Annotated in this window: 16 protein-coding genes, 2 tRNA genes and 2 pseudogenes; 19 read left to right on the top strand and 1 reads right to left on the bottom strand. The window is 41.0% G+C overall.

Translation table 11 applies throughout. The features are described 5' to 3' along the window. Positions 1-11: 11 nt before the first annotated feature. The 19 genes and pseudogenes from fmt to HSISS3_RS08040 all read left to right on the top strand — a co-directional run bounded on the left by fmt (position 12) and on the right by HSISS3_RS08040 (position 24213). Complete coding sequence (fmt, locus tag HSISS3_RS08130) at positions 12-947, top strand: methionyl-tRNA formyltransferase (protein ID WP_021152339.1); 936 nt, start codon at positions 12-14, stop codon at positions 945-947. Next, entirely contained in the window at positions 937-2259 is a 1323-nt protein-coding gene (gene rsmB, locus HSISS3_RS08125) for a 16S rRNA (cytosine(967)-C(5))-methyltransferase RsmB (protein ID WP_021152338.1), read from the top strand. Before fmt ends, rsmB begins: the two co-directional genes overlap by 11 nt. Positions 2260-2302: 43 nt before the next feature. Then, a complete protein-coding gene (locus tag HSISS3_RS08120) occupies positions 2303-3040 on the top strand; it encodes a Stp1/IreP family PP2C-type Ser/Thr phosphatase (protein WP_037603112.1) in 738 nt (245 codons plus the stop codon). Next, on the top strand, positions 3040-4914 hold the full coding sequence (gene pknB, locus HSISS3_RS08115; protein WP_021152336.1) for a Stk1 family PASTA domain-containing Ser/Thr kinase: 1875 nt from the start codon (positions 3040-3042) through the stop codon (positions 4912-4914). Before HSISS3_RS08120 ends, pknB begins: the two co-directional genes overlap by 1 nt. 328 nt (positions 4915-5242) lie before the next feature. Then, positions 5243-5920, top strand: coding sequence for a cell wall-active antibiotics response protein LiaF (gene liaF / locus HSISS3_RS08110; protein ID WP_042767094.1), 678 nt, complete (start codon positions 5243-5245; stop codon positions 5918-5920). After that, positions 5917-6927 (top strand): sensor histidine kinase, encoded by a 1011-nt coding sequence (locus tag HSISS3_RS08105; protein WP_002889372.1) that lies wholly within the window; start codon positions 5917-5919, stop codon positions 6925-6927. The genes liaF and HSISS3_RS08105 overlap by 4 nt, the downstream gene beginning before the upstream one ends. Continuing rightward, positions 6917-7561 (top strand): response regulator transcription factor, encoded by a 645-nt coding sequence (locus HSISS3_RS08100; protein ID WP_002889370.1) that lies wholly within the window; start codon positions 6917-6919, stop codon positions 7559-7561. The genes HSISS3_RS08105 and HSISS3_RS08100 overlap by 11 nt, the downstream gene beginning before the upstream one ends. A gap of 299 nt (positions 7562-7860) precedes the next feature. After that, positions 7861-7932: transfer RNA gene (locus HSISS3_RS08095), tRNA-Gln, on the top strand. Positions 7933-7961: 29 nt separating this feature from the next. Next, positions 7962-8033, top strand: a tRNA-Glu gene (locus tag HSISS3_RS08090). A 275-nt stretch (positions 8034-8308) separates the two neighbouring features. Next, positions 8309-8827, top strand: coding sequence for a ribosome maturation factor RimM (rimM, locus tag HSISS3_RS08085; RefSeq protein ID WP_008535143.1), 519 nt, complete (start codon positions 8309-8311; stop codon positions 8825-8827). Next, positions 8817-9536, top strand: coding sequence for a tRNA (guanosine(37)-N1)-methyltransferase TrmD (gene trmD, locus HSISS3_RS08080; protein ID WP_021146191.1), 720 nt, complete (start codon positions 8817-8819; stop codon positions 9534-9536). Before rimM ends, trmD begins: the two co-directional genes overlap by 11 nt. Before the next feature lies 1 nt (position 9537). Further along, positions 9538-10536, top strand: a complete 999-nt coding sequence (locus HSISS3_RS08075) for an NAD(P)/FAD-dependent oxidoreductase (protein ID WP_021152334.1) — start codon at positions 9538-9540, stop codon at positions 10534-10536. A 93-nt stretch (positions 10537-10629) separates the two neighbouring features. After that, positions 10630-13032: pseudogene (locus HSISS3_RS08070) on the top strand (DNA translocase FtsK); the annotation flags it as partial. Between the two features lie 259 nt (positions 13033-13291). Then, positions 13292-15376, top strand: coding sequence for a type I pullulanase (pulA, locus tag HSISS3_RS08065; protein ID WP_367998935.1), 2085 nt, complete (start codon positions 13292-13294; stop codon positions 15374-15376). A gap of 171 nt (positions 15377-15547) precedes the next feature. Next, positions 15548-17422: a 1,4-alpha-glucan branching protein GlgB gene (glgB, locus tag HSISS3_RS08060; protein WP_002889364.1), complete on the top strand. Its 1875-nt coding sequence runs from the start codon at positions 15548-15550 to the stop codon at positions 17420-17422. A gap of 170 nt (positions 17423-17592) precedes the next feature. After that, a complete protein-coding gene (locus HSISS3_RS08055; RefSeq protein WP_002889363.1) occupies positions 17593-18735 on the top strand; it encodes a glucose-1-phosphate adenylyltransferase in 1143 nt (380 codons plus the stop codon). Next, a complete protein-coding gene (gene glgD, locus HSISS3_RS08050) occupies positions 18725-19861 on the top strand; it encodes a glucose-1-phosphate adenylyltransferase subunit GlgD (protein ID WP_021152331.1) in 1137 nt (378 codons plus the stop codon). Before HSISS3_RS08055 ends, glgD begins: the two co-directional genes overlap by 11 nt. After that, entirely contained in the window at positions 19858-21288 is a 1431-nt protein-coding gene (glgA, locus tag HSISS3_RS08045) for a glycogen synthase GlgA (protein WP_008535133.1), read from the top strand. Before glgD ends, glgA begins: the two co-directional genes overlap by 4 nt. Before the next feature lie 486 nt (positions 21289-21774). Then, positions 21775-24213: a glycogen/starch/alpha-glucan phosphorylase gene (locus tag HSISS3_RS08040; protein WP_021152330.1), complete on the top strand. Its 2439-nt coding sequence runs from the start codon at positions 21775-21777 to the stop codon at positions 24211-24213. 73 nt (positions 24214-24286) lie between these two features. Here HSISS3_RS08040 and HSISS3_RS08035 read toward each other — a convergent pair. Continuing rightward, a pseudogene (locus tag HSISS3_RS08035) lies at positions 24287-24755 on the bottom strand (transposase); the annotation flags it as partial.

Here is a 24755-nt window from a genome sequence, read left to right as displayed (position 1 = left end):
AAAGGAAAAATATGACAAAATTAGTATTTATGGGAACGCCTGCATTTTCAGCGACAGTGCTGGAAGGAATTTTGACAGATGAGCGTTACGAAATTGTCGCTGTTGTCACACAGCCAGACCGTGCTGTCGGCCGTAAAAAAGAAATCCGCATGACACCAGTTAAGGAAGTGGCCTTGGCGCATGATTTGCCTATTTATCAACCTGAAAAATTGTCGGGTTCAGAAGAGATGGCTCAAGTAATGGCACTAGGTGCTGATGGGATTGTGACTGCGGCTTATGGACAATTTTTGCCAAGCAAGTTGCTTAATAGCATGGATTTTGCGGTGAATGTTCACGCTTCTCTCTTGCCAAAATACCGTGGTGGGGCACCGATTCACTATGCCATTATCAATGGTGACGCAGAAGCAGGTGTGACAATTATGGAAATGGTCAAGGAGATGGACGCTGGTGACATGGTTAGCCAAAAGGCCTTGCCAATTCTTGACGAGGATAATGTTGGTACCATGTTTGAAAAATTGGCCGTCTTGGGTCGTGACCTTTTGCTCGAGACCTTGCCTGCCTATATTGCAGGAGAAGTTAAACCTGTTCCTCAAGATGCCAGTCAGGTAACCTTTTCACCAAACATTAGCCCAGAAGAAGAACGCCTTGATTGGAACAAGTCAGCACGTGACATCTTCAATCAAATCCGAGGTATGTACCCATGGCCTGTGGCCCATACTTTGCTTGATGGCAAACGTTTCAAGATTTATGAAGCAGACTTGGTAGAAGGTCAAGGACAGGCTGGTCATATCATTGAAAAAACCAAGAAGAGCTTGGTCGTTGCTACTGGTCAGGGAGCCATTTCACTTAAGACAGTTCAGCCTGCAGGAAAGCCTCGTATGGCTATTACTGATTTCCTTAATGGGGTCGGACGCAATCTTGAAGTAGGTGATGCATTTGGCCAATGATTGGAAAAAAACAGCCCGTGGACAGGCACTTGAAGTCTTAGAAGAAGTCTTCCAGGAAGGAGCTTACTCAAATATTGCTCTCAATGCCCATCTGAGCAAGTCGCATCTGACAGATAAGGACAAGGCCTTGGTGACGGAAATTGTCTATGGGACCGTGGCTCGTAAGATTACGTTGGAGTGGATCCTAGCCCATGTCATCAAGGACCGTGACAAGCTTGAACCTTGGGTCTATGACTTATTACTTTTGAGCCTCTATCAGTTGGCCTATTTAGATAAGATTCCAGCCCATGCGGTGGTTAATGATGCCGTTTCTATTGCTAAAAATCGTGGCAATAAAAAGGGAGCTGAGAAGCTGGTCAATGCGGTTCTTCGTAAACTATCTAGTCAGCCTTTGCCAGATCCAAGCACAATCAAACGTGTCAATAAACGTTATTCCGTTCAGTATTCTCTACCTGTATGGTTGGTTAAAAAACTTATCGACCAGTACGGGGAAGACCGTGCCCTTGCTATTTTCCAAAGTCTCTTTGTGAGAAATAAGGCTAGTGTCCGTGTAACGGATGCGTCACGTTTGAAAGAGATAGCGGAGACCACTGGGGCTGATCGTTCAGTCCTATCACCAGTCGGGCTTGTTAAGTCTTCAGGTTACTTTGCTGGGACAGAGTATTTTAAAGAGGGCTTATTGACCATTCAGGATGAGACTAGTCAACTGGTTGCACCAACTTTAGGGATTCAAGGCGAGGAAGAAATCCTGGATGCCTGTGCGGCACCTGGTGGTAAGACGGTTCATATGGCCTCTTATTTGACGAGTGGACATGTGACGGCGCTTGACCTCTATGATCATAAGCTTGCCCTTATCGAAGAAAATGCCCAACGTCTTGGTCTAGCTGATAAGGTTAAGACACAGAAACTGGATGCTAGTCAGGTACATCAAGTCTTTCCGGCTGATAGTTTTGACAAGATTTTAGTGGATGCTCCTTGTTCAGGGATTGGACTTATTCGTCGGAAACCTGATATCAAATATAACAAGGACCTCCAAGACTTTGAGTCCCTTAAGGCTGTGCAGTTGGATATCCTATCCAGCGTTTGTCAAACCCTACGAAAAGGTGGTATAATAACATATAGTACTTGCACCATCATAGCAGAAGAAAATCAAGAGGTGATTCAAGCCTTTCTTGAGAGCCATCCTGATTTTGAGCAAGTTGCCTTAGACCATCCATGTAAAGACATCGTGGTCAATGGCTGTTTGGCAATTACCCCCGAACAGTATTTAACTGATGGTTTTTTCATCGCACAGTTGCGTAAAAAAGCTTAGGGTTACAGAGGAGGAAATGCTGACGCAAGTCAGAAAGAAAACTATGGAAATATCATTATTAACGGACATTGGCCAAAAACGGTCAAACAACCAAGATTTTGTTAATAAATTTGTCAACCAAGCTGGTGTTACCCTTGTCGTTGTTGCAGACGGAATGGGTGGACACCGTGCTGGAAATATTGCCAGTGAGATGTCAGTAACTGACCTTGGTCGTGACTGGATTAACACTGATTTTCGTGAGTTGAGTCAAATTCGTGATTGGATGATTGCTGCTATTGATGCAGAAAATCGTAAAATCTATGAGCTTGGCCAAAACGAAGAATATAAGGGAATGGGAACAACTATCGAGGTTCTTGCCTTTGTTGATAATGCTGTGATTTTCGCCCATGTCGGGGATTCACGTATTGCCCTTATCCGTAATGGTGAGTATAAGCAATTGACGAACGACCACTCTTTGGTCAATGCTCTTATCAAGGCTGGTCAGTTGACTGAAGAAGAAGCAGCGGTTCACCCACAACGTAATATCATTACGCAATCTATTGGGCAAGCTGCTCCGATTGAGGCTGACCTTGGTGTCCAACAATTGGAACCAGGAGACTATATTTTGGCCAATTCAGATGGTTTGACCAATATGATTTCAGTTGAACAGATTGTACATATTGTCAATAGCCCTGGTTTCGTCGAAGAAAAAACGAGTCGTTTGGTAGCTGCAGCCAATGAGGCAGGTGGTCTTGATAATATTACCGTTGCTCTCATTAAGATAGAAAGTGAGGAAGGATAATGATCCAAGTTGGCAAATTGTTTGCTGGACGTTATCGAATCCTTAAATCTATCGGACGTGGTGGTATGGCGGATGTTTATCTGGCTAATGACCTGATTCTGGATAATGAAGAAGTGGCCATTAAGGTGCTTCGTACCAATTACCAAACTGATCAGGTGGCTGTGGCCCGTTTCCAACGTGAAGCGCGTGCCATGGCAGAACTCAGTCATCCTAATATCGTTGCTATCCGAGATATTGGCGAAGAAGACGGCCAGCAGTTCTTGGTGATGGAGTATGTGGACGGTTCGGACTTGAAGAAATACATTCAAGACCATGCGCCACTTTCTAACCAAGATGTTGTGCGTATCATGGGGGAGGTCCTTTCCGCCATGACTCTTGCCCATCAAAAGGGCATTATCCACCGTGACCTTAAGCCACAAAACGTTCTTTTAACTAAGGACGGTACAGCCAAGGTCACAGACTTCGGAATTGCGGTTGCCTTTGCAGAGACTAGTCTAACTCAAACCAACTCTATGTTGGGTTCTGTCCACTACCTGTCACCAGAGCAGGCTCGTGGATCTAAAGCGACTATCCAAAGTGACATCTATGCTATGGGTATTATGCTTTTTGAAATGTTGACAGGTCATATTCCTTATGATGGCGATAGTGCAGTAACCATTGCACTCCAACATTTCCAAAAACCACTACCATCGATTTTGGCAGAGAACCGTAACGTTCCCCAAGCTTTGGAAAACGTGGTTATTCGAGCAACAGCCAAAAAACTAGAAAATCGTTACAATAGTACTTTGGAAATGAGCCGTGACTTGGTAACGAGTTTGCATCCTAGTCATCGACGCGATGCCAAGGTAGTCTTTGATGATATGACGGATACCAAGACCTTGCCGAAGGTTGATCCAGTTCCATCAGCAAGTCTTGAGAAAAAAGCCGTTGCTACTGAGCCATCAGAGCCTACACCTGCTCCAAGTAAACAACCAAGGAAAAAAACGACACCAGCTAAGAAGAAAAAGAAGAAAAACTTCTTCTCAACCTTGCTCAAGGTTTTCCTAGGACTGGTCTTTATTGGTATTATCATCTTTGCCTATTTGGTATTTACCAATCCTGATAATGTTCAGGTGCCTAATGTGGTCGGACAAGAGTTGTCAACGGCTCAGACGAAACTTGAAAGTGCAGGCTTTAAGGTCGGTGATGTCAAAGAAGTCGAGGATGATTCTGTCGACAAGGGCAAGGTTATCAAGACAGATCCTACAGCTGGAACGACTCGTAAAGAAGGAACAAGCATTGATGTCTATGTTTCTTCCGGCGACAAAGGATTCACTCTGAAAGATTACAAGGGCAAAAACTACAAGGATGCTGTCAAAGACTTAACCTCAAATTATGGGGTATCTGAAGATCAAATTGATATTCAAAATGTCGAAGATGATAGTGCCGATGAAGGTGAAATCTTGTCACAGAGCCCTGGTAAGAATAAGACCTTTAATCCTAAAGATTCTAAGGCTAAGATCAAGTTCCGTGTGGCAACACCTAAGACCATCACTATGCCTGATGTAACAGGCTTGACAGTTTCAACAGCAGTGCAGACCTTGAACCGTAAAGATATTTCAAGTAGTAATATTGAATATCACGACTATAATACAGGCGCCAAGTTGGATAAGGATAAGGTTCCTAGTAGTACTGAAGTTCTTTATCAAGATCCACAAGTTGGTACTGCCGTTGATGGTACGGTGATTCTCTACGTTTCTATCACAACAGCAAGTTCAAGTCTTCAATCAAGCTCAACAAGTACGACTCATTCGTCATCTACCAGCTCAAGCACTGAAAGTACATCTTCAAGTACAGAAACATCTACAGAAGCTACCCACACAGAACAACAATAGACTGCTTGTCATTGAGACGCTCTGAAAAGATAGGAATGGTTTTATGTATGCGAACGAAGCAAGCATAAACCGAGACTTTTGACTACGATAACTATGCCTGAACTTTAGAGTTTCAGACGTTCGGAAGCTTCATGATTGTAGTCATGAGACTCCAAAGGGTTTCGCTGACGTTTGTCTTTATCTAAGGAAAGTCTCAACAGAATTAATATCAAAGAGAGGTTGTGAGACCTCTCTTTTTCTACACTTTTTGTCAATTGGCCTAAAATTTGATAGAATGAAGCCTGTATACTTTTATGTGAGAGGTCCTTATGACCAAATTTAATTTTTCTTGGTAGTGGAAGCCTTACTTTTGACTTTAGGGTTAATCACTATCTTTAACAATGATATTACCAGTTTTATTTTTATTTTAGTCTTGACTCTCTTGGCTATCCGTTTCTTTAATAAAGAGTCTAAGAGTGATTTTGTCTTGACCATTAGTTTAATTTCACTTTTTTTGGTTTCCATGTGGAATGTCTATGTGGTACTTGCTATCTTGGTGGGTGTAGCCTATGTCATGATTAACCATTTTTCACAGGTTAAGAAAAAGAATCGCTATGCCCTCATCAAGTTCAAAGAAGACGATTTAGATCCTCGGGCTGTGCGAAATCAGTGGATTGGGACCCGTATGGAGCCAGTGAGTGATCGCTATGATTTTGATGACATCAATATTATCCGTTTCTTTGGGACAGATGTGATTGATTTGACTCAGGTTATTGTTTCAGGTAGAGACAATGTTGTGATTCTTCAGAAACTGTATGGGCCAACAACGGTCTTGGTGCCCATTGATGTCTCTGTTAAACTTAACATTTCTGCTATTTATAGCTCTGTTACCTTCTTCAATGAAGATGAATATGACCTTCGTTATGAAAGTTTGACCTTGCAAGGTGCGGAGTATGAGCATGCCTATAGAACAGTCAAATTGATTCTCAATGTGGGAGCCGGGCCAGTGGAGGTACGTCGCAAATGAAGAAACAGTACCTATTTTTAATCCTTATTTACTCGGTTGTTGTCCTGGTCGGTGTCACCTTGGTTGTGATGGACAGTTTCAATCTCAATTTTTCATTGGTTTTTGGCAGTCTTTCCCAAGCGTTTCACTTTCTTTTTAACATGTTCTTTGTGGTTCTGAGTTTGCTCATTCTGCTCTATATCCTGTGGGCTATTGCTAATGATAATAGTATGCGGTCGGTCAATCAGGATTTGCGTCGGATTATCAATAACCAATCTGTTAAGCGCCAGGGAGATATTGAGTTAGACAAGAATATGATGCGCCTGTCTCATAAGATGCGCAAATTGACTGAAGACCTGCAAAAGACTGAGAATGCTCAGGCCCTTCAAAGCCGTGATATTATCAAGAAGGAGCGAGGTCGTATTGCTCGTGATCTTCATGATACGGTGAGTCAGGAACTCTTTGCGGCTAGTATGATTCTGTCTGGGGTCTCTCAAATGGTGGATCAGCTGACTAAGGAGGACCTCCATAATCAGATACAGGCGGTGGAAGCCATGCTTACTGACGCTCAGAATGACATGCGTGTTTTACTCTTGCATCTTCGCCCGACTGAGCTTGAAAACAAGACCTTGCAAGAAGGTTTGCAGATGATTCTTAAGGAGCTAACCGATAAATCCAATATTCGTGTGATTTACAAGGATATGGTTAAGAAAGTGCCTAAGCGGATTGAAAATAATCTCTTTAGGATTGCCCAAGAGTTTATCTCTAATACCCTAAAACACGCCAAGGCTAGTCAAATAGAGGTTTATCTCTACCAAAATAGTCAGGAGATTCAGTTGAAAATGCTGGATAATGGTGTTGGTTATGATTTGAATGCCTCGACTGACGAAATGAGTTACGGATTGAAAAATATCCAAGAACGTGTCGATGAAATGGCTGGAACCGTACAGTTCCTATCTGCTAAAGGTAAAGGAACCTCCATTGATGTTCGTGTGCCAATATTGAGAGGAGAAAATAATGTCGAATAAGATAAGTGTGATTTTGGTCGATGACCATGAAATGGTCCGTTTGGGCCTCAAGAGTTTCTTGAATCTTCAAGGAGACGTAGAAGTGGTTGGAGAGGCAGGTAATGGCCGTGAAGGTGTCGACCTGTCTTTGGAATTACGTCCAGATGTGGTTGTAATGGACCTTGTCATGCCTGAGTTAGATGGCGTACAAGCCACTTTAGAATTGCTCAAAGAATGGCCTGAAGCTAAAATTTTGGTTTTGACCAGTTATTTGGACAATGAAAAAATTTATCCGGTCATTGAAGCGGGTGCTAAAGGTTACATGCTCAAAACTAGCAGTGCGGCAGAAATTCTCAATAGTATCCGTAAGGTTTACCGTGGTGAGGAAGCTATCGAGACTGAGGTAGACAATAAGATTAAGTACCACGATAGTCATCCGGATTTACACGATGACTTGACAGCACGTGAACGTGATATCTTGGCGCTTTTGGCTAAAGGCTATGACAATCAAACCATTGCTAATGAACTCTTTATTTCGTTGAAGACTGTCAAAACGCACGTTTCGAATATCTTGGGTAAACTCAACGTAGATGATCGTACTCAAGCAGTAGTCTATGCTTTTAGACATCATCTAGTTTCACAAAACGATGATTAAGGTGGCTCATGTCAACTCGACTGTAAAAAAAGACCAAGAGTATTTGCTTAAAGAAAATTTTTTCTGATTTTGTCAGTCAAATATATTGACTTTATGTCTAGCAAGACATACAATAGAATTATCCTAAAACTTTTCTTTTTTCATATGAGGTCACTCAACCTCGTATCATCCATCTAAGTGCTCTTAGATGATGAAATCTCCTAATTCAAAGCAATCGGTTAACCGGTTGTTTTTTTGTGAAAAAATGTTAAAAAGTGTTGACAGTCATCCTATCTTTCTGTAAAATAGTAAGAGTCTTTTGGGGTATAGCCAAGCGGTAAGGCAAGGGACTTTGACTCCCTCATGCGTTGGTTCGAATCCAGCTACCCCAGTTTTATCTGAGGGTAAAAAGATAAACTATGGTCCGTTGGTCAAGGGGTTAAGACACCGCCTTTTCACGGCGGTAACACGGGTTCGAATCCCGTACGGACTATTAGTACCAGCTAGAGAAAGCTGGTTTTTTGTATCCTTTTTGATAGAATAGAGAAGCTAATTGGCCAAAACAAGACCATTCATGCTACTCTAAAATTAAAGTCAATAGAAGCATCTGACGTGACTAAAAAGACTCATGTGATGATGACAGACATAGGTTCGCCTTGCCTTAAAATAAGAATGCCCAAGCGATTCACTGAAGTCTTTCACCTTTCTAGCAAGGAAGAGTTTAAGTTACTGCTTACTTTGATTGAGAAAAATAAATAAGGAATTTAAATGACATACTATAACGTTGGAAAGATTGTAAACACACAGGGCTTACAGGGGGAACTCCGTGTTTTGTCTGTAACGGATTTTGCGGATGAACGTTTTAAAAAGAAGAGTCTCCTAGCCCTTTTTGATGACAAAGACAACTACATCATGGATGTTGAAGTTGCTAGTCACCGTAAACACAAGAACTTTGATATTGTTAAGTTTAAGGGACTCTATCATATCAATGATGTCGAAAAGTACAAGGGGTACAGCCTCAAAGTTGCTGAGGAAAATCTAACAGACCTTGATGATGGGGAGTTTTACTACCATGAAATCATTGGTCTTGATGTTTATGAAGGGGATACCCTCATCGGTCAGGTTAAAGAGATTCTCCAACCGGGGGCCAACGACGTTTGGGTAGTGAAACGCAAAGGCAAGAAAGACTTGCTCCTGCCTTATATTCCTCCAGTGGTTCTCGATGTTGATGTTGCGGCTGGCCGTATTGAGGTTGAGCTTATGGAAGGATTAGACGATGAAGATTGATATCTTGACGCTATTTCCAGATATGTTTGCTCCCTTAGAGCACTCCATCGTAGGCAAGGCCCAGGAAAAAGGTCTCTTGGAAATTAACTATCATAATTTCCGTGAGAATGCAGAAAAGGCTCGTCATGTGGATGATGAACCCTACGGTGGCGGACAAGGCATGTTACTTCGTGCTCAACCTATTTTTGATACCTTTGACAAGCTGCAGGTGACTAAACCTCGTGTCATTCTCTTAGATCCTGCAGGACGTACCTTTGACCAGGCCTACGCAGAAGAATTGGCTCAAGAAGAGGAGTTGGTCTTTATCTGTGGCCACTATGAGGGCTATGACGAACGCATCAAAACCTTAGTGACGGACGAAATCTCGCTAGGGGACTTTGTCTTAACAGGTGGAGAGTTGGCTGCTATGACCATCGTAGATGCGACTGTCCGCTTGATTCCAGAGGTTTTGGGTAAGGAAGCTAGTCATAAGGATGATAGTTTTTCATCAGGACTTTTGGAGTTTCCACAGTATACTCGTCCAGCTGAATTTCGTGGTATGAAGGTACCTGATGTTCTCTTGTCAGGACATCATGTCAATATTCGACGCTGGCGGATGGAGCAAAGTTTGCGTAAGACCTTAGAGCGTCGACCAGATCTTTTGGAAAACTATGATTTTACAGATGAAGAACGTCAGATTTTAGAAGAGATAAAAGCAGAAGGAAAATAAAATGTCAGAAGAAATGATTTACGATATCACCATTATTGGTGGTGGACCAGTCGGTCTTTGGGCAGCTTTTTATGCTGGCCTACGTGGCATGACTGTTAATATTATTGAGAGTTTGTCAGAGCTTGGTGGTCAGCCTGCCATTCTCTACCCAGAAAAGAAAATCTACGATATTCCGGCCTTTCCTCAAACGACAGGTGCGGAATTGACAGAGAACCTTTTGATTCAGCTCAAGCGTTTTGAAGACCGTGTCGATATTCATTTGAAAGAGGAAGTACAAACCTTTGAGAAGACGGATGGTGTCTTCACGATAACGACTAGTAAGGGTCAACACTTGTCTAAGGCTATCGTCATTGCTTGTGGAAATGGTGCTTTCGCTCCACGTCCTTTGGGTGTGGACAATGAAGAAGATTATGCAGATAATAACTTGTTCTATAATGTGCATAGTCTGGACCAATTTGCTGGCAAGAAGGTTGTGATTGCTGGTGGCGGTGATTCAGCCGTTGACTGGGCCAATCACTTGGATGGTATTGCTGAGAGTGTGACCTTGATTCACCGCCGTGATGCCTTCCGTGCCCATGAGCACAGTGTTGAGTTACTTCATCAATCGTCAGTTAACGTGATGACGCCTTATGTACCGCTTGAAATTAAAGGCGAAAATGGTCTCGCTCAGAGTTTGACGGTTCAAAAAGTGAAGTCAGACGAGGTTGAGGAATTGCCACTGGATTCCCTGATTGTCAGCTTTGGTTTTTCAACTAATAACAAAAATCTTCGCAATTGGAATGTCGATTACAAACGCTCTAGTGTTACTGTTAACGCTCAGTTTGAAACCTCACAAGAAGGGGTTTACGCTATCGGTGATGCAGCAGAATATGAAGGCAAGATTGATTTGATTGCGGTTGGTATGGGTGAAGCCCCTATCGCTATTAACCAAGCTATCCAATATATTAATCCAGATGGTAAGAACCGCCCAGTTCACTCAACGTCTTTGATTGAAGAATAATTTTAAAAGAAGACTTTGCTTTCAATTTCAAGAGAGACTTGTCTCTCTTTTTTCATGTTTAAAAACGTGGTATAATACAGCTATGGCTAGAACGAAAAAAACAAAAAGGGGACGGATTCTAAGAGCAGTAAGAAGCGGCCCACAAAAGCAGAATTAGACAGACAGAAGGCGATTAAGCGGATGCTATGGACCTTCTTTTTTGCCTTTGTCTTAATTTTCCCAGTCTTTCGATTGGGTTTCTTTGGGATAACACTCTACAATTTCTTTCGTGTGTTTGTAGGCAGTCTGGCTTATCCATTGATTTTTGCCATCTATGTCTATCTTTTTGGGTTTAAATGGTTGCGTAAACATAGCAATTATGTGACGGGATTTTGGATGGCTTTTGTAGGCCTCTTGATAGAGTTTCATGCCTATCTCTTTACCTTAGATCGTATGGATGGTCTAGATATTTTCCCTGGAACGATGGATTTGCTTTTTGGGGAATTTGTGAGTGTGCAGGTAGCTCGCTTCACAGGGGGAGGTTTGGTAGGTGCTCTCTTGTATAAGCCTAGTTACTTCCTCTTTTCAAATCTTGGTAGTTTCATGATTGGTGGCTTGTTCATTCTCTTGGGTGCTTTTATTATGAGTCCCTGGGATGTTTTGGATGTCATTGATTATGCTAAAGCAGTATGGCAACGAGGTGCTGAAAAGCGTTTGGAACGAACAGCTCTACGGCAGGAGAAGAAGGCAGAGCGTCAGGCCCAGAAAGAGCGTGAAGCGCAAGAACGTGCTGAGGAAGAACGTCTGGCTGATTTGACCGTTGATGAAGAGACTGGCGAAATTTTAGAGGACGAGGCAGAGGAATTACCGCAAGAGGCCGAGATTTATACTCCCGAACCAGAAATCAGTGATTATGCCTCTGAGGTCTACGATGACAATTTTCCTCCAGAGGATTATGAGGATTTTCAAGCGAACTTCCCTCCTTATCCAGAGGATTTGCCAACCGAAGAGTTTCCACCATCTATGGTGGTTGAGGGCGATGATGCTCCTGTTGAGGTAGATTTTACACCTAAGGAGCTCTTGCAGTACAAACTCCCTACTATCGATCTTTTTGCACCAGACAAACCTAAAAGTCAGTCTAAAGAGAAAAACATTGTTCGTAAGAACATACGTATCCTTGAGGATACCTTCAAGAGTTTCAACATTGATGTCAAGGTTGAGCGGGCCGAAATTGGGCCATCTGTGACCAAGTACGAGGTCAAACCTGCTGTTGGGGTTCGGGTCAATCGTATATCCAATCTAGCGGATGACTTGGCTTTGGCTCTTGCCGCAAAAGATGTCCGTATTGAGGCGCCTATTCCTGGAAAATCTTTGGTTGGTATCGAAGTTCCTAACTCTGAGATTGCGACGGTGTCTTTCCGTGAACTTTGGGAGCAGGCTAAGACAGATCCTAATAAACTCTTGGAAGTTCCTCTTGGTAAGGCGGTTGACGGTTCGGCTCGTAGCTTTGATTTAGCTCGCATGCCTCACTTGTTAGTGGCTGGGTCAACAGGTTCTGGTAAATCAGTTGCGGTTAACGGAATCATCTCAAGTATTCTGATGAAGGCTCGCCCAGATCAGGTTAAGTTCCTTATGGTTGATCCTAAGATGGTTGAGCTCTCTGTTTACAACGATATTCCACATCTTCTCATCCCTGTAGTGACCAACCCACGTAAGGCGGCTAAAGCCCTACAAAAAGTGGTGGATGAGATGGAAAATCGTTACGAACTCTTTAGTAAGTTTGGTGTACGTAACATCGCTGGCTACAATGCCAAAGTTGAAGACTGGAATGCCCAATCGCAAGAGAAACAGATTCCTTTGCCTTTGATTGTGGTTATTGTCGATGAGTTAGCTGACTTGATGATGGTGGCCAGCAAGGAAGTGGAAGATGCTATCATCCGTCTGGGACAAAAGGCGCGTGCAGCAGGTATCCACATGATTCTTGCCACCCAACGTCCATCAGTTGATGTTATCTCTGGCTTAATTAAGGCCAATGTACCTTCTCGTGTGGCCTTTGCCGTGTCTTCTGGAACAGATAGTCGTACCATTTTGGATGAAAATGGAGCTGAAAAATTACTCGGACGTGGGGACATGCTTTTCAAACCTATTGATGAAAACCATCCCGTTCGTTTGCAAGGGTCTTTCATTTCTGATGATGATGTGGAACGCATTGTGACCTTTATCAAGGAACAAGCCTCAGCTGACTACGATGAGAGCTTCGACCCTGGTGATGTTTCTGAAAATGATTTTGGAGGAACTTCATCTGCCAATGGTGGGGGGTCAGAAGGCGATCCGCTTTTTGAGGAAGCTAAGGCTTTGGTATTGGAAACGCAAAAAGCAAGTGCATCCATGATTCAACGTCGTCTATCAGTTGGTTTCAACCGTGCCACTCGTTTGATGGAAGAATTGGAAGAAGCAGGTGTTATCGGACCAGCCGAAGGTACCAAACCTCGTAAGGTTTTGATGACTCAAGAATAATGATTTAAAGTGGCCTGTAGCCTATAATATTCTAAAATGACTAAAGGATATGAGAAATAACTGCGTTTAGTGGATTTCTCATATCCTTTTTTTATTGGTAGGGAGAATAGTTCTTACTTTAGAAAAAAACGCTTTCAAATTCACCTTTATTTTGTGTTATAATGAGTGTATGTATTACTTAGATAGAAAAGGAGAAAAAATGGACAACAGGGTAATCGTTCATTTTCACAGTATGAACGGTGAATATTCAAAATATAGCATGTGGAGGTGGCTAGATGGCTACTGGGGAAAGGATGCGTTTTTTTCAGGCCAAGATGACTTTGGCTTAATTGGAGAAGTATCATTTCCAGCATCCCGTTTTATTGATTCTGTAAATTTGTTGGTAAAAAGCGGGAACTGGTCTAGTCAAACACATGATTATCATATTCGTCGTTTTTTGGGGGATGCTCCCAATGAGATTTGGTTGGTAGAGGGAGATCCTGAAGTTTACTATTCAAAGCCAGCTGCTTTAACTAGCAGTTGCTTTACTGAACGTGACCATCATGCCTTTGACATGGCCATTCGTAAGAAAGAATTCGATCAAAAATGGGGCTTTCAAGGCTGGTTAGGTCACAAATATCATGCCAAAGAAACAGAATTTCGTTTGTGGGCTCCTTTGGCTCATCGTGTTCAGGTCCTCATCTATAGAAAAGATGGAAAACGTCCTCGCATCATTAAAATGAAAAGAGGGACAAGTATCAACAAGGATCACCATCAGTTAAATAATCAGGGTGTGTGGACAGCTAAAATCAAACAAAACTTAGATGGAGTGGCTTACCAATATCGTGTGTATCATGAAGAAAGATTCTACCAAGACACACGAGATCCTTACAGCCTGGCACTTAGCTTAGATAACAAAAAGAGTCTGGTCGTCAATCCAGAACGAATGATTCCAAAGGGCTATCAAAAAGTCACAAAAGCCAATGCCCACTGGCGAACAAAAAATCCTTGTTCTGCAGTCATTTGTGAAATGCATATCCGTGACTTCTCTAAGTCAAAGACTTCAGGAGTCAAAGAAAAATACAGAGGAACCTACCTCGGTGCTTGTCAAGAGGGAACAAAGAATGCTCATGGTGATGTGACTGGATTTGATTACATCAAGGGTATGGGATACAATTACATACAATTGCAACCTGTTTTTGACCACCATAAGACCTATGACGAAAAGGGCAATATCCTATACAACTGGGGATACGATCCTGAAAACTATAATGTTCCCGATCGCCAGTTTGCCGCTGACCAAAAGAATCCTTTAGCCCCTATTTTAGAACTGAAGAATATGATTCAGGCCTATCATAAGGCAGATATTGGAGTTATTATGGACGTTGTTTATAATCACACCTACTCTTCTTACAGTTCACCCTTCCAATTGTCTGTACCAGCTTATTATTACCGTATGCATGACAATGGTTCGTTTCAAGATGGTTCTGGTTGTGGAAATGAAACAGCGAGTGAAAAGGAAATGTTTCGTAAGTATATGATTGATTCCTTGACTTACTGGGTTGAAGAATTTGGTGTTGATGGTTTTCGTTTTGACCTAATGGGATTGCATGATGTTGAAACAATGAATGCTGTCCGCTCAGCCATGGATGCTATTGATTCCCGTATTTTACTCTATGGTGAAGGATGGGATATGGGAATAGGTTTAGCCAGTGAACAAAAGGCTAAGAAGGATAATGCAGCCCTCCTTCCTCGTATAGGTTTCTTTAATGACAATTCACGTGATGCCGTTAAAGGGGCAGAAGTATATGGCCATATCAGTAAAGGTTTTGTTTCAGGTGCTCCAACAGAAGATAAAATTGCTAAGAGTCTCTTGGGAAGTCGTGGCTTTGTCAATTACTTGATGCCAGGACAAGTATTAAATTATATTGAGGCTCATGATAATTATAATCTTAACGATCTCATGAATCACTTACATCCTGAAGATTCTGAAGAAGATATTGAAAATCGTATTTACTTAGCTAATGCTTTAAATCTGAGCATGCAGGGAATGTGCTTCATGCAACTTGGTCAGGAGTTTCAACGGACTAAGATGGTGGGAACTGGACCTGATGGTGCCATTACCAATGAAGATGAACAACGTGCTATGAATAGCTATAATGCGCCAGATGAAGTTAGTCAGGTGGACTGGAACCAAGTTACGCTTAAAAAAACTTTGATTGCCAAGGTTGCTAAGTTGATTGAAAGAAAAAAACAAGTCCTGAATTTTCATACCATAGTTTCGCAGAAATTTATGATAATCTTTTTGTATTTAAAGCGGAGTATGACTCAGGTATTGTGGAATTACATGTTTCTGGTCATCTAAATAAAGCATTTGTTTTTAACAATGTGAAAAAAAGTTTAGATATTTTCTGACAGGGCATAGAAAATATGATATAATTTAGTAAACGCTTACATAGAGGCTTTGATAGCTCACGCATTATCTAGAAAAGTTTTAGTGTAGTAGAATTATCAATTTTCAGGAAGGAGAGATGATATGAAACATGATGAAGCTATGTATACATTTGGAATAGGTGAGAATTTCCATTTACAAAATTATCTAGGTTCACATGAGATAGATGGTAGTGAAGAGGGCTATGTTTTCCGTGTCTGGGCACCCCATGCTGAAAATGTTCAGGTGATTGGTGACTTTACAGGATGGTTTGACGAACCCTTAGACATGGTTAAAAATCATATTGGTGTTTGGGAGGTAACGTCAGACCTCCCAGAAGAAGGTCAGCTTTATAAGTTTTTGGTTAAGCGCAAGGGTGGTCAAGTGGTCGAAAAAATGGATCCTTTTGCCACTTACTTGGAACCTAGACCAGGAACAGGAGCTGTGATTCGTAAAAAAGTTGACAAAAAATGGAAAGATGGCCTTTGGATGGGCCGTCGTAAGCGTTTAGGTTTTCAAAAACGTCCCGTTAATATTTATGAAGTTCACGCCTCTTCTTGGAAGTTAAAAGAAGACGGTCAACCATACACCTTTAAAGAACTCAAAGAAGAGTTGATTCCATACTTGGTTGAGATGAAATACACACATGTTGAGTTTCTTCCTTTGATGGCTCACCCTCTAGGAATGAGTTGGGGTTATCAACTGATGGGGTATTTCGCTTTTGAACACACCTATGGTACACCAGAAGAATTCCAAGACTTCGTTGAAGCTTGTCACCAAAATAACATTGGTGTTCTGGTAGACTGGGTTCCAGGGCATTTTACTCAAAACGATGATGCCTTGGCATACTTTGATGGAACGCCAACATTTGAGTATCAAGATCATGACCGTGCCCACAATTATCGTTGGGGAGCCTTGAATTTTGATTTAGGAAAAAATCAAGTACAGTCTTTCCTTATCTCAAGTGCACTTTATTGGATTGAAAATTATCATATCGATGGTATCCGTGTAGATGCTGTATCTAATATGCTCTATTTGGACTACGATGAAGGTCCATGGCTACCAAATAGGGAAGGTGGAAATCGAAACTTAGAAGGCTATGGCTTCCTACAAAAATTGAACCGAGTCGTTAAAGAACGTCATCCAGGTGTTATGATGATTGCTGAAGAATCAACGGCAGCAACACCCATTACTCAGCCTATTGAAGAAGGCGGTTTAGGCTTCGACTTCAAATGGAACATGGGTTGGATGAATGATATTCTTAAGTTCTACGAAGAAGATCCAGTTTATCGTCAGTATGATTTCAATCTTATGACCTTCAGCTTCATGTACTGTTTCAATGAGCATTATGTCTTACCATTCTCACATGACGAAGTAGTACACGGTAAAAAGAGCATGATGCATAAGATGTGGGGCGATCGCTACAATCAATTTGCCGGCCTACGTAATCTCTATACTTATCAGCTTTGCCACCCAGGTAAAAAGTTGTTGTTCATGGGTTCTGAATTTGGCCAATTCCTAGAATGGAAGTATGACTACCAATTGGAATGGGTGAACCTTGAAGATAAATTGAACCAACAAATGCAAGAATTTACTAGCTTTGCTAATGGTTTCTATAAAGACCATCGAGCATTGTGGCAGATAGATGATTCGTACAGCGGTTTGGAAATCATTGATGCTGATAACCGTGCTGAAAGTGTTCTGTCATTCATTCGTTGGAGTGAAAAGGGTGAGTTCTTGGTATGTGTCTTCAACTTGGCACCAGTAGAGCGTAGAAACTTCACCATTGGATTACCAGTAGCGGGTATCTACCAAGAAGTTCTTAACACTGAAATGGAAGAATTTGGTGGTGTTTGGAAAGAAGGAAATCCTAATACGAAGACGAAAAAATCTAAGTGGAAGGATTATGAAAATACCCTTACCTTCACTTTGCCTGCACTTGGTGCAAGTATCTGGCGTGTGAAACGTCGTCTAAAATAACATTTTTAGTAACGATTTAGTTTTGCTATTATCGTGGAACGTAACAATAGCTTTATATTTATAATTTGTCATACTCAACTTCGTGAAAGAAAAACGTTAATAAGGAGTCTTATCCATCACCGTCTTTCTCTTCAAACGATTAGAGGCTAAAACTAATTGGAGGAATTTACATGAAAAATGAAATGTTGGCTTTGATTCTTGCCGGTGGGCAAGGAACTCGTCTTGGGAAATTGACCCAAAGCATTGCCAAACCTGCGGTACAATTTGGTGGTCGCTACCGTATCATTGACTTCGGTTTGTCTAACTGTGCCAACTCTGGCATTAACAATGTTGGTGTCATTACTCAGTACCAACCATTGGCTTTGAACAGCCATATTGGTAATGGTTCAAGTTGGGGCTTGGATGGTGTAAATTCTGGTGTTTCAATTCTTCAACCATATTCTGCAAGTGAAGGAAACCGATGGTTTGAAGGAACTAGCCATGCCATCTACCAAAACATTGATTATATCGACACTATTAATCCTGAGTATGTCCTTATCTTGTCTGGTGACCATATCTACAAAATGGACTATGATGAAATGCTAGAATCACATAAGGATCATAATGCTAGTCTTACGGTAGCTGTATTAGATGTACCACTTAAAGAAGCAAGTCGCTTTGGTATCATGAATACTGATGCAAATAATCGCATTGTAGAATTTGAAGAAAAACCAGAACATCCAAAATCTACGAAAGCATCAATGGGTATTTACATCTTTGACTGGAAACGTCTACGCAACATGTTGGTATCAGCAGAAAAAGGTGGCATTGAAATGTCAGACTTTGGTAAACATGTTATTCCTGCTTACTTGGAAACTGGGGAAAGCGTTTATGCCTATGAATTTTCAGGTTATTGGAAAGATGTCGGTACTATCGAATCCCTTTGGGAAGCAAATATGGAATACATTTCACCAGAAAATGCTTTGGATAGCCGTAACCGCCAATGGAAGATTTACTCACGTAACATGATTGCTCCACCAAACTTCTTTGGTGAACATGCCCATGTTGAGGATTCCCTTGTAGTCGACGGTTCATTAGTTGATGGAACAGTTAAACATTCTGTCCTTTCAACCAATGCTCAAATTCGTGAAGGTGCTGTGGTTGAAGATTCAGTAATCATGAGTGGTGCAGTCATTGCTAAAGGTGCAAAAATTAAACGTGCCATTATCGGTGAAGGAGCACACATTTCTGAAGGCGTTGAAATTGACGGAACAGAAGAAGTGCAAGTCGTAGGATACAATGAAGTAGTGGGGGTACCAAAAGATGAAGATTGATAAATATTCTGCAATTCTAGGAAATACCGTAGGGTATCATGACATGGATGGTTTGACGGCACACCGTCCTATTGCCAGCCTACCATTTGGTGGAAAATATCGCCTCATCGACTTCCCTCTCTCTAATTTGGCTAATGCTGGTATTCGTAGCGTCTTTGGTATCTTCCAAAACGAAAACATTAGCTCAGTTTTTGACCACATTCGTTCTGGTCGTGAGTGGGGCTTGTCTACTCTCTTGAGTCACTACTACCTTGGTATTTACAATACTCCTGTTGAAAGCTCAACTGTTGATGAGGAATACTACCGTCAAATTTTGACTTATTTGAAACGTTCAGGATCAGATCAGACTGTAGCACTTAACAGTGATGTATTGGTTAACATTGACCTTAATCAAGTTTTCCACCTTCATAATACTACAGACCAAAAAATTACAGTAGTTTATAAGAAATTGCCAAAAGAACAGATTTCATCAGTTAACAGTGTGTTTGAAATCGATGAAACTGATAAGATTGTTTCGCATGAACTCTTCCAAGACAATGGTAAAGAAATTTATAACATGTCAACAGATATCTTTGTAGTTGACACTCCTTACTTGATTGAAAAATTGGAAGAAGAAGCTGCTAAGGAAGAACCTCGTAAACTACGCTATGTTCTTCGTGATTTGGCAGCTGCTGAGGGTGGATTCGCCTATGAATATACTGGCTATCTTTCAAATATCCATTCTGTAAAATCTTACTTTGACGCTAACTTGGATATGTTGGATACTCAAAAATTCTATTCACTCTTTGCTCCAAATCAAAAAGTGTATACAAAAGTGAAAAACGAAGAGCCAACTTACTACTCAAATAGTTCTGATGTTAAACGTTCTCAGTTTGCATCTGGTTCTATTGTACGTGGTCATGTTGAAGATTCAGTAGTGTCTCGTAATGTAGACTTGCAAGAAGGTTCTAGTGTGACGCACTCTGTTGTTTTCCCTCGTGTTGAAATTGGTAAAAATGCAACTGTTGATTACGCTATCGTTGATAAAGGTGTTACAATTGCTGATGGTGTAACCATTCGAGGAACTGAAAACAACCCTGTTGTTATTACAAAAGGAAGCGTTGTAACAGAGGATATTGTACGATGAAAGTTTTATTTGTAGCAGCTGAAGGTGCACCTTTTGCTAAAACAGGTGGTCTTGGTGATGTAATCGGTGCTCTTCCTAAATCATTAGTTAAAGATGGAAATGAAGTTGCTGTTATTCTTCCTTACTACAATATGATTGCCGCAAAATTTGGTGATCAAATGGAAGATTTAGGCTACTTCTACACGAAATTGGGATGGCGTTGGCAATATGTTGGCATGAAGAAAACCACCCATGAAGGTGTTGACTTCTACTTCGTGGATAACGAACAATACTTCAATCGTGGAACAGTTTATGGTGAATGGGATGACGGCGAACGTTTTGCTTATTTCCAATTGGCAGCCTTGGAGTTAATGGAAAAAATTGACTTCATTCCAGATGTTCTTCATGTGCATGATTACCACACAGCCATGATTCCTTTCTTGCTTAAGGAAAAATACCACTGGATTAAAGCCTATAAAAATATCAGGACTGTCTTTACCATTCATAATATTGAATTCCAAGGTCAATTTGATAGTGGCATGTTGGGCGATCTTTTCGGCGTGGGCTATGAACGTTATGAAGATGGAACACTTCGTTGGAACAACTGTCTCAACTGGATGAAAGCTGCTGTGCTTTATGCCGATCGTGTAACAACTGTTTCACCATCATATGCAGAAGAAATTAAAACACCTGAATTTGGTAAAGGCCTAGACCAAATTATGCGTATGGAATCAGGTAAGTTATCTGGTATTGTTAATGGTATCGATACAGACCTCCTTGACCCAGAAACAGATACTCATATTCCTTATCATTTTTCCGTTAAAGATTTGTCTGGTAAGGCCAAAGATAAAGCTGCCCTTCAAGAACGTGTTGGCTTGCCGGTACGCAAAGACGTCCCTTTGATTGGTATGGTTTCACGTTTGACTGACCAAAAAGGATTTGACTTGGTTGTTAATGAATTGCATAACATTTTGCAACATGATGTTCAGGTTGTTCTTTTGGGAACAGGTTATGGCGATTATGAACATTCTTTCTCTTGGTTTGGACAAGCCTATCCTCAAAAAATGTCAGCCAATATCACATTTAACCTTGAATTGGCACAACAAATTTATGCAGGCTGTGACATTTTCCTAATGCCTTCTGCTTTTGAACCATGTGGACTTTCTCAAATGATGTCTATGCGTTACGGTACTTTGCCAGTAGTTAGCGAAGTCGGTGGCTTGCGCGATACGGTTGAACCCTACAACGCTGTTACTGGTGAGGGTACAGGTTTCTCATTTGGTAACTTCTCTGGTTACTGGATGGTACAAACCCTTGAAAAAGCGCTTGATCTTTATGAAGATGATCCTAAGGCTTGGAGAAAATTGCAAGATAATGCAATGACTCGTGACTTCTCATGGGATACTGCAAGCTTGGCATATGTTGATTTATATAAGCAATTAGTTTAAAACGATGATAACTTTTCTCAATTTGAGAAAAGTTATTTCGTGTCATGAGAAAGATTACTCACATTTTAACCATGACAGGGAATGTCTTGTAAAGGCGAATGAAGTTCTAGAACTTCTTCACAAAGTTCATTTTTTAACCTACAAGGATTTGCTTTGATGTGGTATAATCTACATAACTAGTATGTAGTCTGCTTGAACATACTAGAATACGAAGAGATATTCTCCTAAAAATAAGTGATGACATTCTCCTCATATTACTTTGTGATTGGGATGATAGGTCTTATCTAATAACGCCTTTAAAAGGGGCAATGTGATCTTAGTCCTCTCTGCTGTCTATGATTGGTGTTTTATCAGAAAAAGATTTCCCCTTTCGTCTGTGCCATTAATTATGGTAACTCTCGAAATAGGATGTCCTATTTAGGGGATGTCTTGTGATTTACTGCTTTAAATTGCATTTGAGATAATGGCAATTAAGAAAGGATTTCTATGCAACTTGAAAATTTAACTCCAGAACAATTTATTCGTGACTTTAAAGACACACTCCACCAAGAACAACTCATCAAGGTTGCCAAAGCAACACCAACTGAAATTTTTACAGCCTTGGCTGGTTTGATTCGTAAGTATTACACGAACACATGGATTACACGTAATCATGAACTTTCAGAAAAACAAGAAAAGATTGCTTACTACTTCTCAATTGAGTTTCTTCCAGGTCGTATGTTGGAAACTAACCTTCTTAACCTTGGTATTCTTGATGTTGTTAAAGAAGGTTTTGCGGAACTTGGCATTGACTTCCGTGAAGTTGTAGAAGCAGAGCATGACATGGCTCTTGGTAATGGTGGTCTTGGTCGTTTGGCAGCTGCTTTCATGGATTCACTTGCGACTACTGGTTACCCAGGTTTCGGTAATGGTCTTCGTTACCGTTATGGACTCTTTAAACAACGTATCGTTGATGGTTACCAAGTGGAACTGCCAGATGGTTGGTTTGGTTCAACAGGAAATGTTTGGGAAACTCGTAAAGACCATGATATTGTAAATGTTAAACTTTATGGTGATGTTTACCTTGAAGCTAACGAAGAAGGCCGTATTGTTCCAACTTATAAGAACGCTCAAGTTCTTCGTGCTGTTCCTTACGATGTGCCACAAATTGGTTTCCAAAACGACGTCATTAACAACCTTCGTCTTTGGGATGTTGAAATTCCTGAAGAATACGAATTGGACTACAGAACATTGGAAGATCGCCGTCGTGTGAAAAATATCACAGCTATTCTTTATCCAGATGATTCAACTGTCGAAGGAAAAGAATTGCGTTTGGTTCAAGAGTACTTCATGACAAGTGCAGGTCTCCAAACAATCATTAAATCTTATCTCAAGATGGGCTTGCCATTGAAAGATATCCATAAAAAAGTCTCTGTCCATATCAATGATACTCACCCAGCGGTTGCGCCAGCTGAATTTATGCGTCTCCTTCTTGACGAATACGGACTTTCATGGATTGATGCTTGGAATGCCACTGTTAAGACCATGAGTTACACTAACCACACTATTCTTCAAGAAGCCCTTGAAAAATGGGATCAAGAACTCTTCAAACGTGTTCTTCCACGTGTTTACCAAATTATTTTGGAAATCGATAACCGTTATGTAGCTGAAATGGCTGGACGTGGTGTTGCTGCGGATGTTATCGAACGCACACGTATTGTGAAAGACAACCAAGTGCACATGGCTAACCTTTCAATCATTGGTGGTCACTCAGTCAACGGGGTTGCTAAACTTCACACAGAGCTTCTTAAAGAAGATACTCTCCACGATTTCTATACTATTTATCCTGAAAAATTCAATAACAAGACTAATGGTATTGTTCAACGTCGTTGGACACAAATTGCAGCACCAGAACTTTCTGCAGCTATTGATGATGTGATTGGTAACGGTTGGCGTAAAGACATCCATGAGCTTGAAAATCTGACAACTTACTTGGATGATAAAGCAGTCTTGAACCAATTCTATCAAGTTAAGACAGCAGCTAAACAACGTTTGGCAGACTACATCAAGGAAAGTACAGGCATTGAAGTATCTACAGATGCTATCTTCGACGTTCAAGTTAAACGTCTTCACGCTTACAAACGTCAATTGCTTAATCTCCTTCACATTATCAAACTTTACTGGGATCTTAAAGATAATCCAGATAAAGACATGGTACCACGTGTCTTCATCTTTGGTGCTAAAGCTGCTCCTGGATATCACTTCGCTAAATCAGTTATCAAACTTATCAATGAAGTGGCTAACCTTGTCAATAATGATGAAAGCCTCCAAGGCAAACTTAAGGTTGTTTTCCTTGAAAACTACCGTGTAAGCTTGGCTGAAATTATTATCCCAGCAGCTGATGTCTCTGAACAAATCTCATTGGCTTCTAAAGAAGCATCTGGTACATCAAACATGAAATTCATGATGACCGGTGCCATTACTTTGGCAACACTTGACGGTGCCAACATTGAAATCAAAGACGAAGTTGGTGATGAAAATGTTGTCATCTTCGGTATGAACAAAGACGAAGTTTACGAACACTATGCTCGTCACGATTATTATTCTCGTGCAGTTTATGAAAACAACCCTGTGATTCGTCGTGTTGTGGATACTTTTGTCAATGGTACTATTCCAAATGCTCAATCAGAAGGTACTGAAATCTATGAAGCGCTTATCACACATAACGATGAGTACTTCCTCTTGGAAGACTTTGCAGCTTATGTAGAAGCTCAAGAGAAAATCGATGCGCTTTATCGTGACCATGACAAGTGGGCACGCATGAGCTTGGCTAATATTGCTAAATCTCATAAGTTTACTTCTGATGATACTATCACAGAATACGCTAAAGAAATTTGGGAATTGAAAAATAAGCGAAAGCTAATACATCAAAAAAACAACGGCTAGAAATGGTCGTTGTTTTTGATTGCAGACAAAGTCGGCTCTTTGTCAACTGTAGTGGGTGACGAAAAGCTAACATCTAGAGAGAACCTGATAGGTTTTCTCTTTTTGTATGTTCAGAGTGATGAAAACACGCTTCCTAAAGTTAATAAAGTTTCTAAAACCGAAGCCCAGACGTTTAATATCTTTGATAAGCTTATTGGTGCCCTCCAATTTTGCATTTGAGTAATGTGTTTCTAGCGCATTTTTGATGTATGGTTTGTGTCTAAGGAAGGTCCTAAAGACAGTTTTGAAGTAATGATTAACCTTGCTTATATTCTCCTCTATGAGCTCAAAAAACTCATCTACCCTCTTCTCCTGAAAGTGAAACAGCAACAGCTGATAGAGGTTATAATAATTAGCGAGTTCTTCTGAGAAATTCAGTGTCTTCTTAACGACTTCATGTGGACTTAAGGTTTGACCAAAGGTCTTCGAGTGAAATGACTTACAAGATAACTTACGGCTGTCCTTTTGGAAGAGTCTCCAGTGATTTTTCAAGGCTCGGTAGG

Source organism: Streptococcus sp. HSISS3, from assembly GCF_000448605.1.
In the GTDB taxonomy this organism is placed as follows: domain Bacteria; phylum Bacillota; class Bacilli; order Lactobacillales; family Streptococcaceae; genus Streptococcus; species Streptococcus raffinosi.
The sequence above is the reverse complement of the archived record's forward strand: the minus strand, read 5'-3'. Positions and strand labels throughout refer to the sequence as shown.

Coding starts and splice junctions, on each gene's coding strand:
- fmt (WP_021152339.1), top strand. CDS start 12: ATGACAAAATTAGTATTTATGGGAACGCCTGCATTTTCAGCGACAGTG.
- HSISS3_RS08120 (WP_037603112.1), top strand. CDS start 2,303: ATGGAAATATCATTATTAACGGACATTGGCCAAAAACGGTCAAACAAC.
- pknB (WP_021152336.1), top strand. CDS start 3,040: ATGATCCAAGTTGGCAAATTGTTTGCTGGACGTTATCGAATCCTTAAA.
- HSISS3_RS08105 (WP_002889372.1), top strand. CDS start 5,917: ATGAAGAAACAGTACCTATTTTTAATCCTTATTTACTCGGTTGTTGTC.
- HSISS3_RS08100 (WP_002889370.1), top strand. CDS start 6,917: ATGTCGAATAAGATAAGTGTGATTTTGGTCGATGACCATGAAATGGTC.
- rimM (WP_008535143.1), top strand. CDS start 8,309: ATGACATACTATAACGTTGGAAAGATTGTAAACACACAGGGCTTACAG.
- trmD (WP_021146191.1), top strand. CDS start 8,817: ATGAAGATTGATATCTTGACGCTATTTCCAGATATGTTTGCTCCCTTA.
- HSISS3_RS08075 (WP_021152334.1), top strand. CDS start 9,538: ATGTCAGAAGAAATGATTTACGATATCACCATTATTGGTGGTGGACCA.
- pulA (WP_367998935.1), top strand. CDS start 13,292: ATGTGGAGGTGGCTAGATGGCTACTGGGGAAAGGATGCGTTTTTTTCA.
- glgB (WP_002889364.1), top strand. CDS start 15,548: ATGAAACATGATGAAGCTATGTATACATTTGGAATAGGTGAGAATTTC.
- HSISS3_RS08055 (WP_002889363.1), top strand. CDS start 17,593: ATGAAAAATGAAATGTTGGCTTTGATTCTTGCCGGTGGGCAAGGAACT.
- glgD (WP_021152331.1), top strand. CDS start 18,725: ATGAAGATTGATAAATATTCTGCAATTCTAGGAAATACCGTAGGGTAT.
- glgA (WP_008535133.1), top strand. CDS start 19,858: ATGAAAGTTTTATTTGTAGCAGCTGAAGGTGCACCTTTTGCTAAAACA.
- HSISS3_RS08040 (WP_021152330.1), top strand. CDS start 21,775: ATGCAACTTGAAAATTTAACTCCAGAACAATTTATTCGTGACTTTAAA.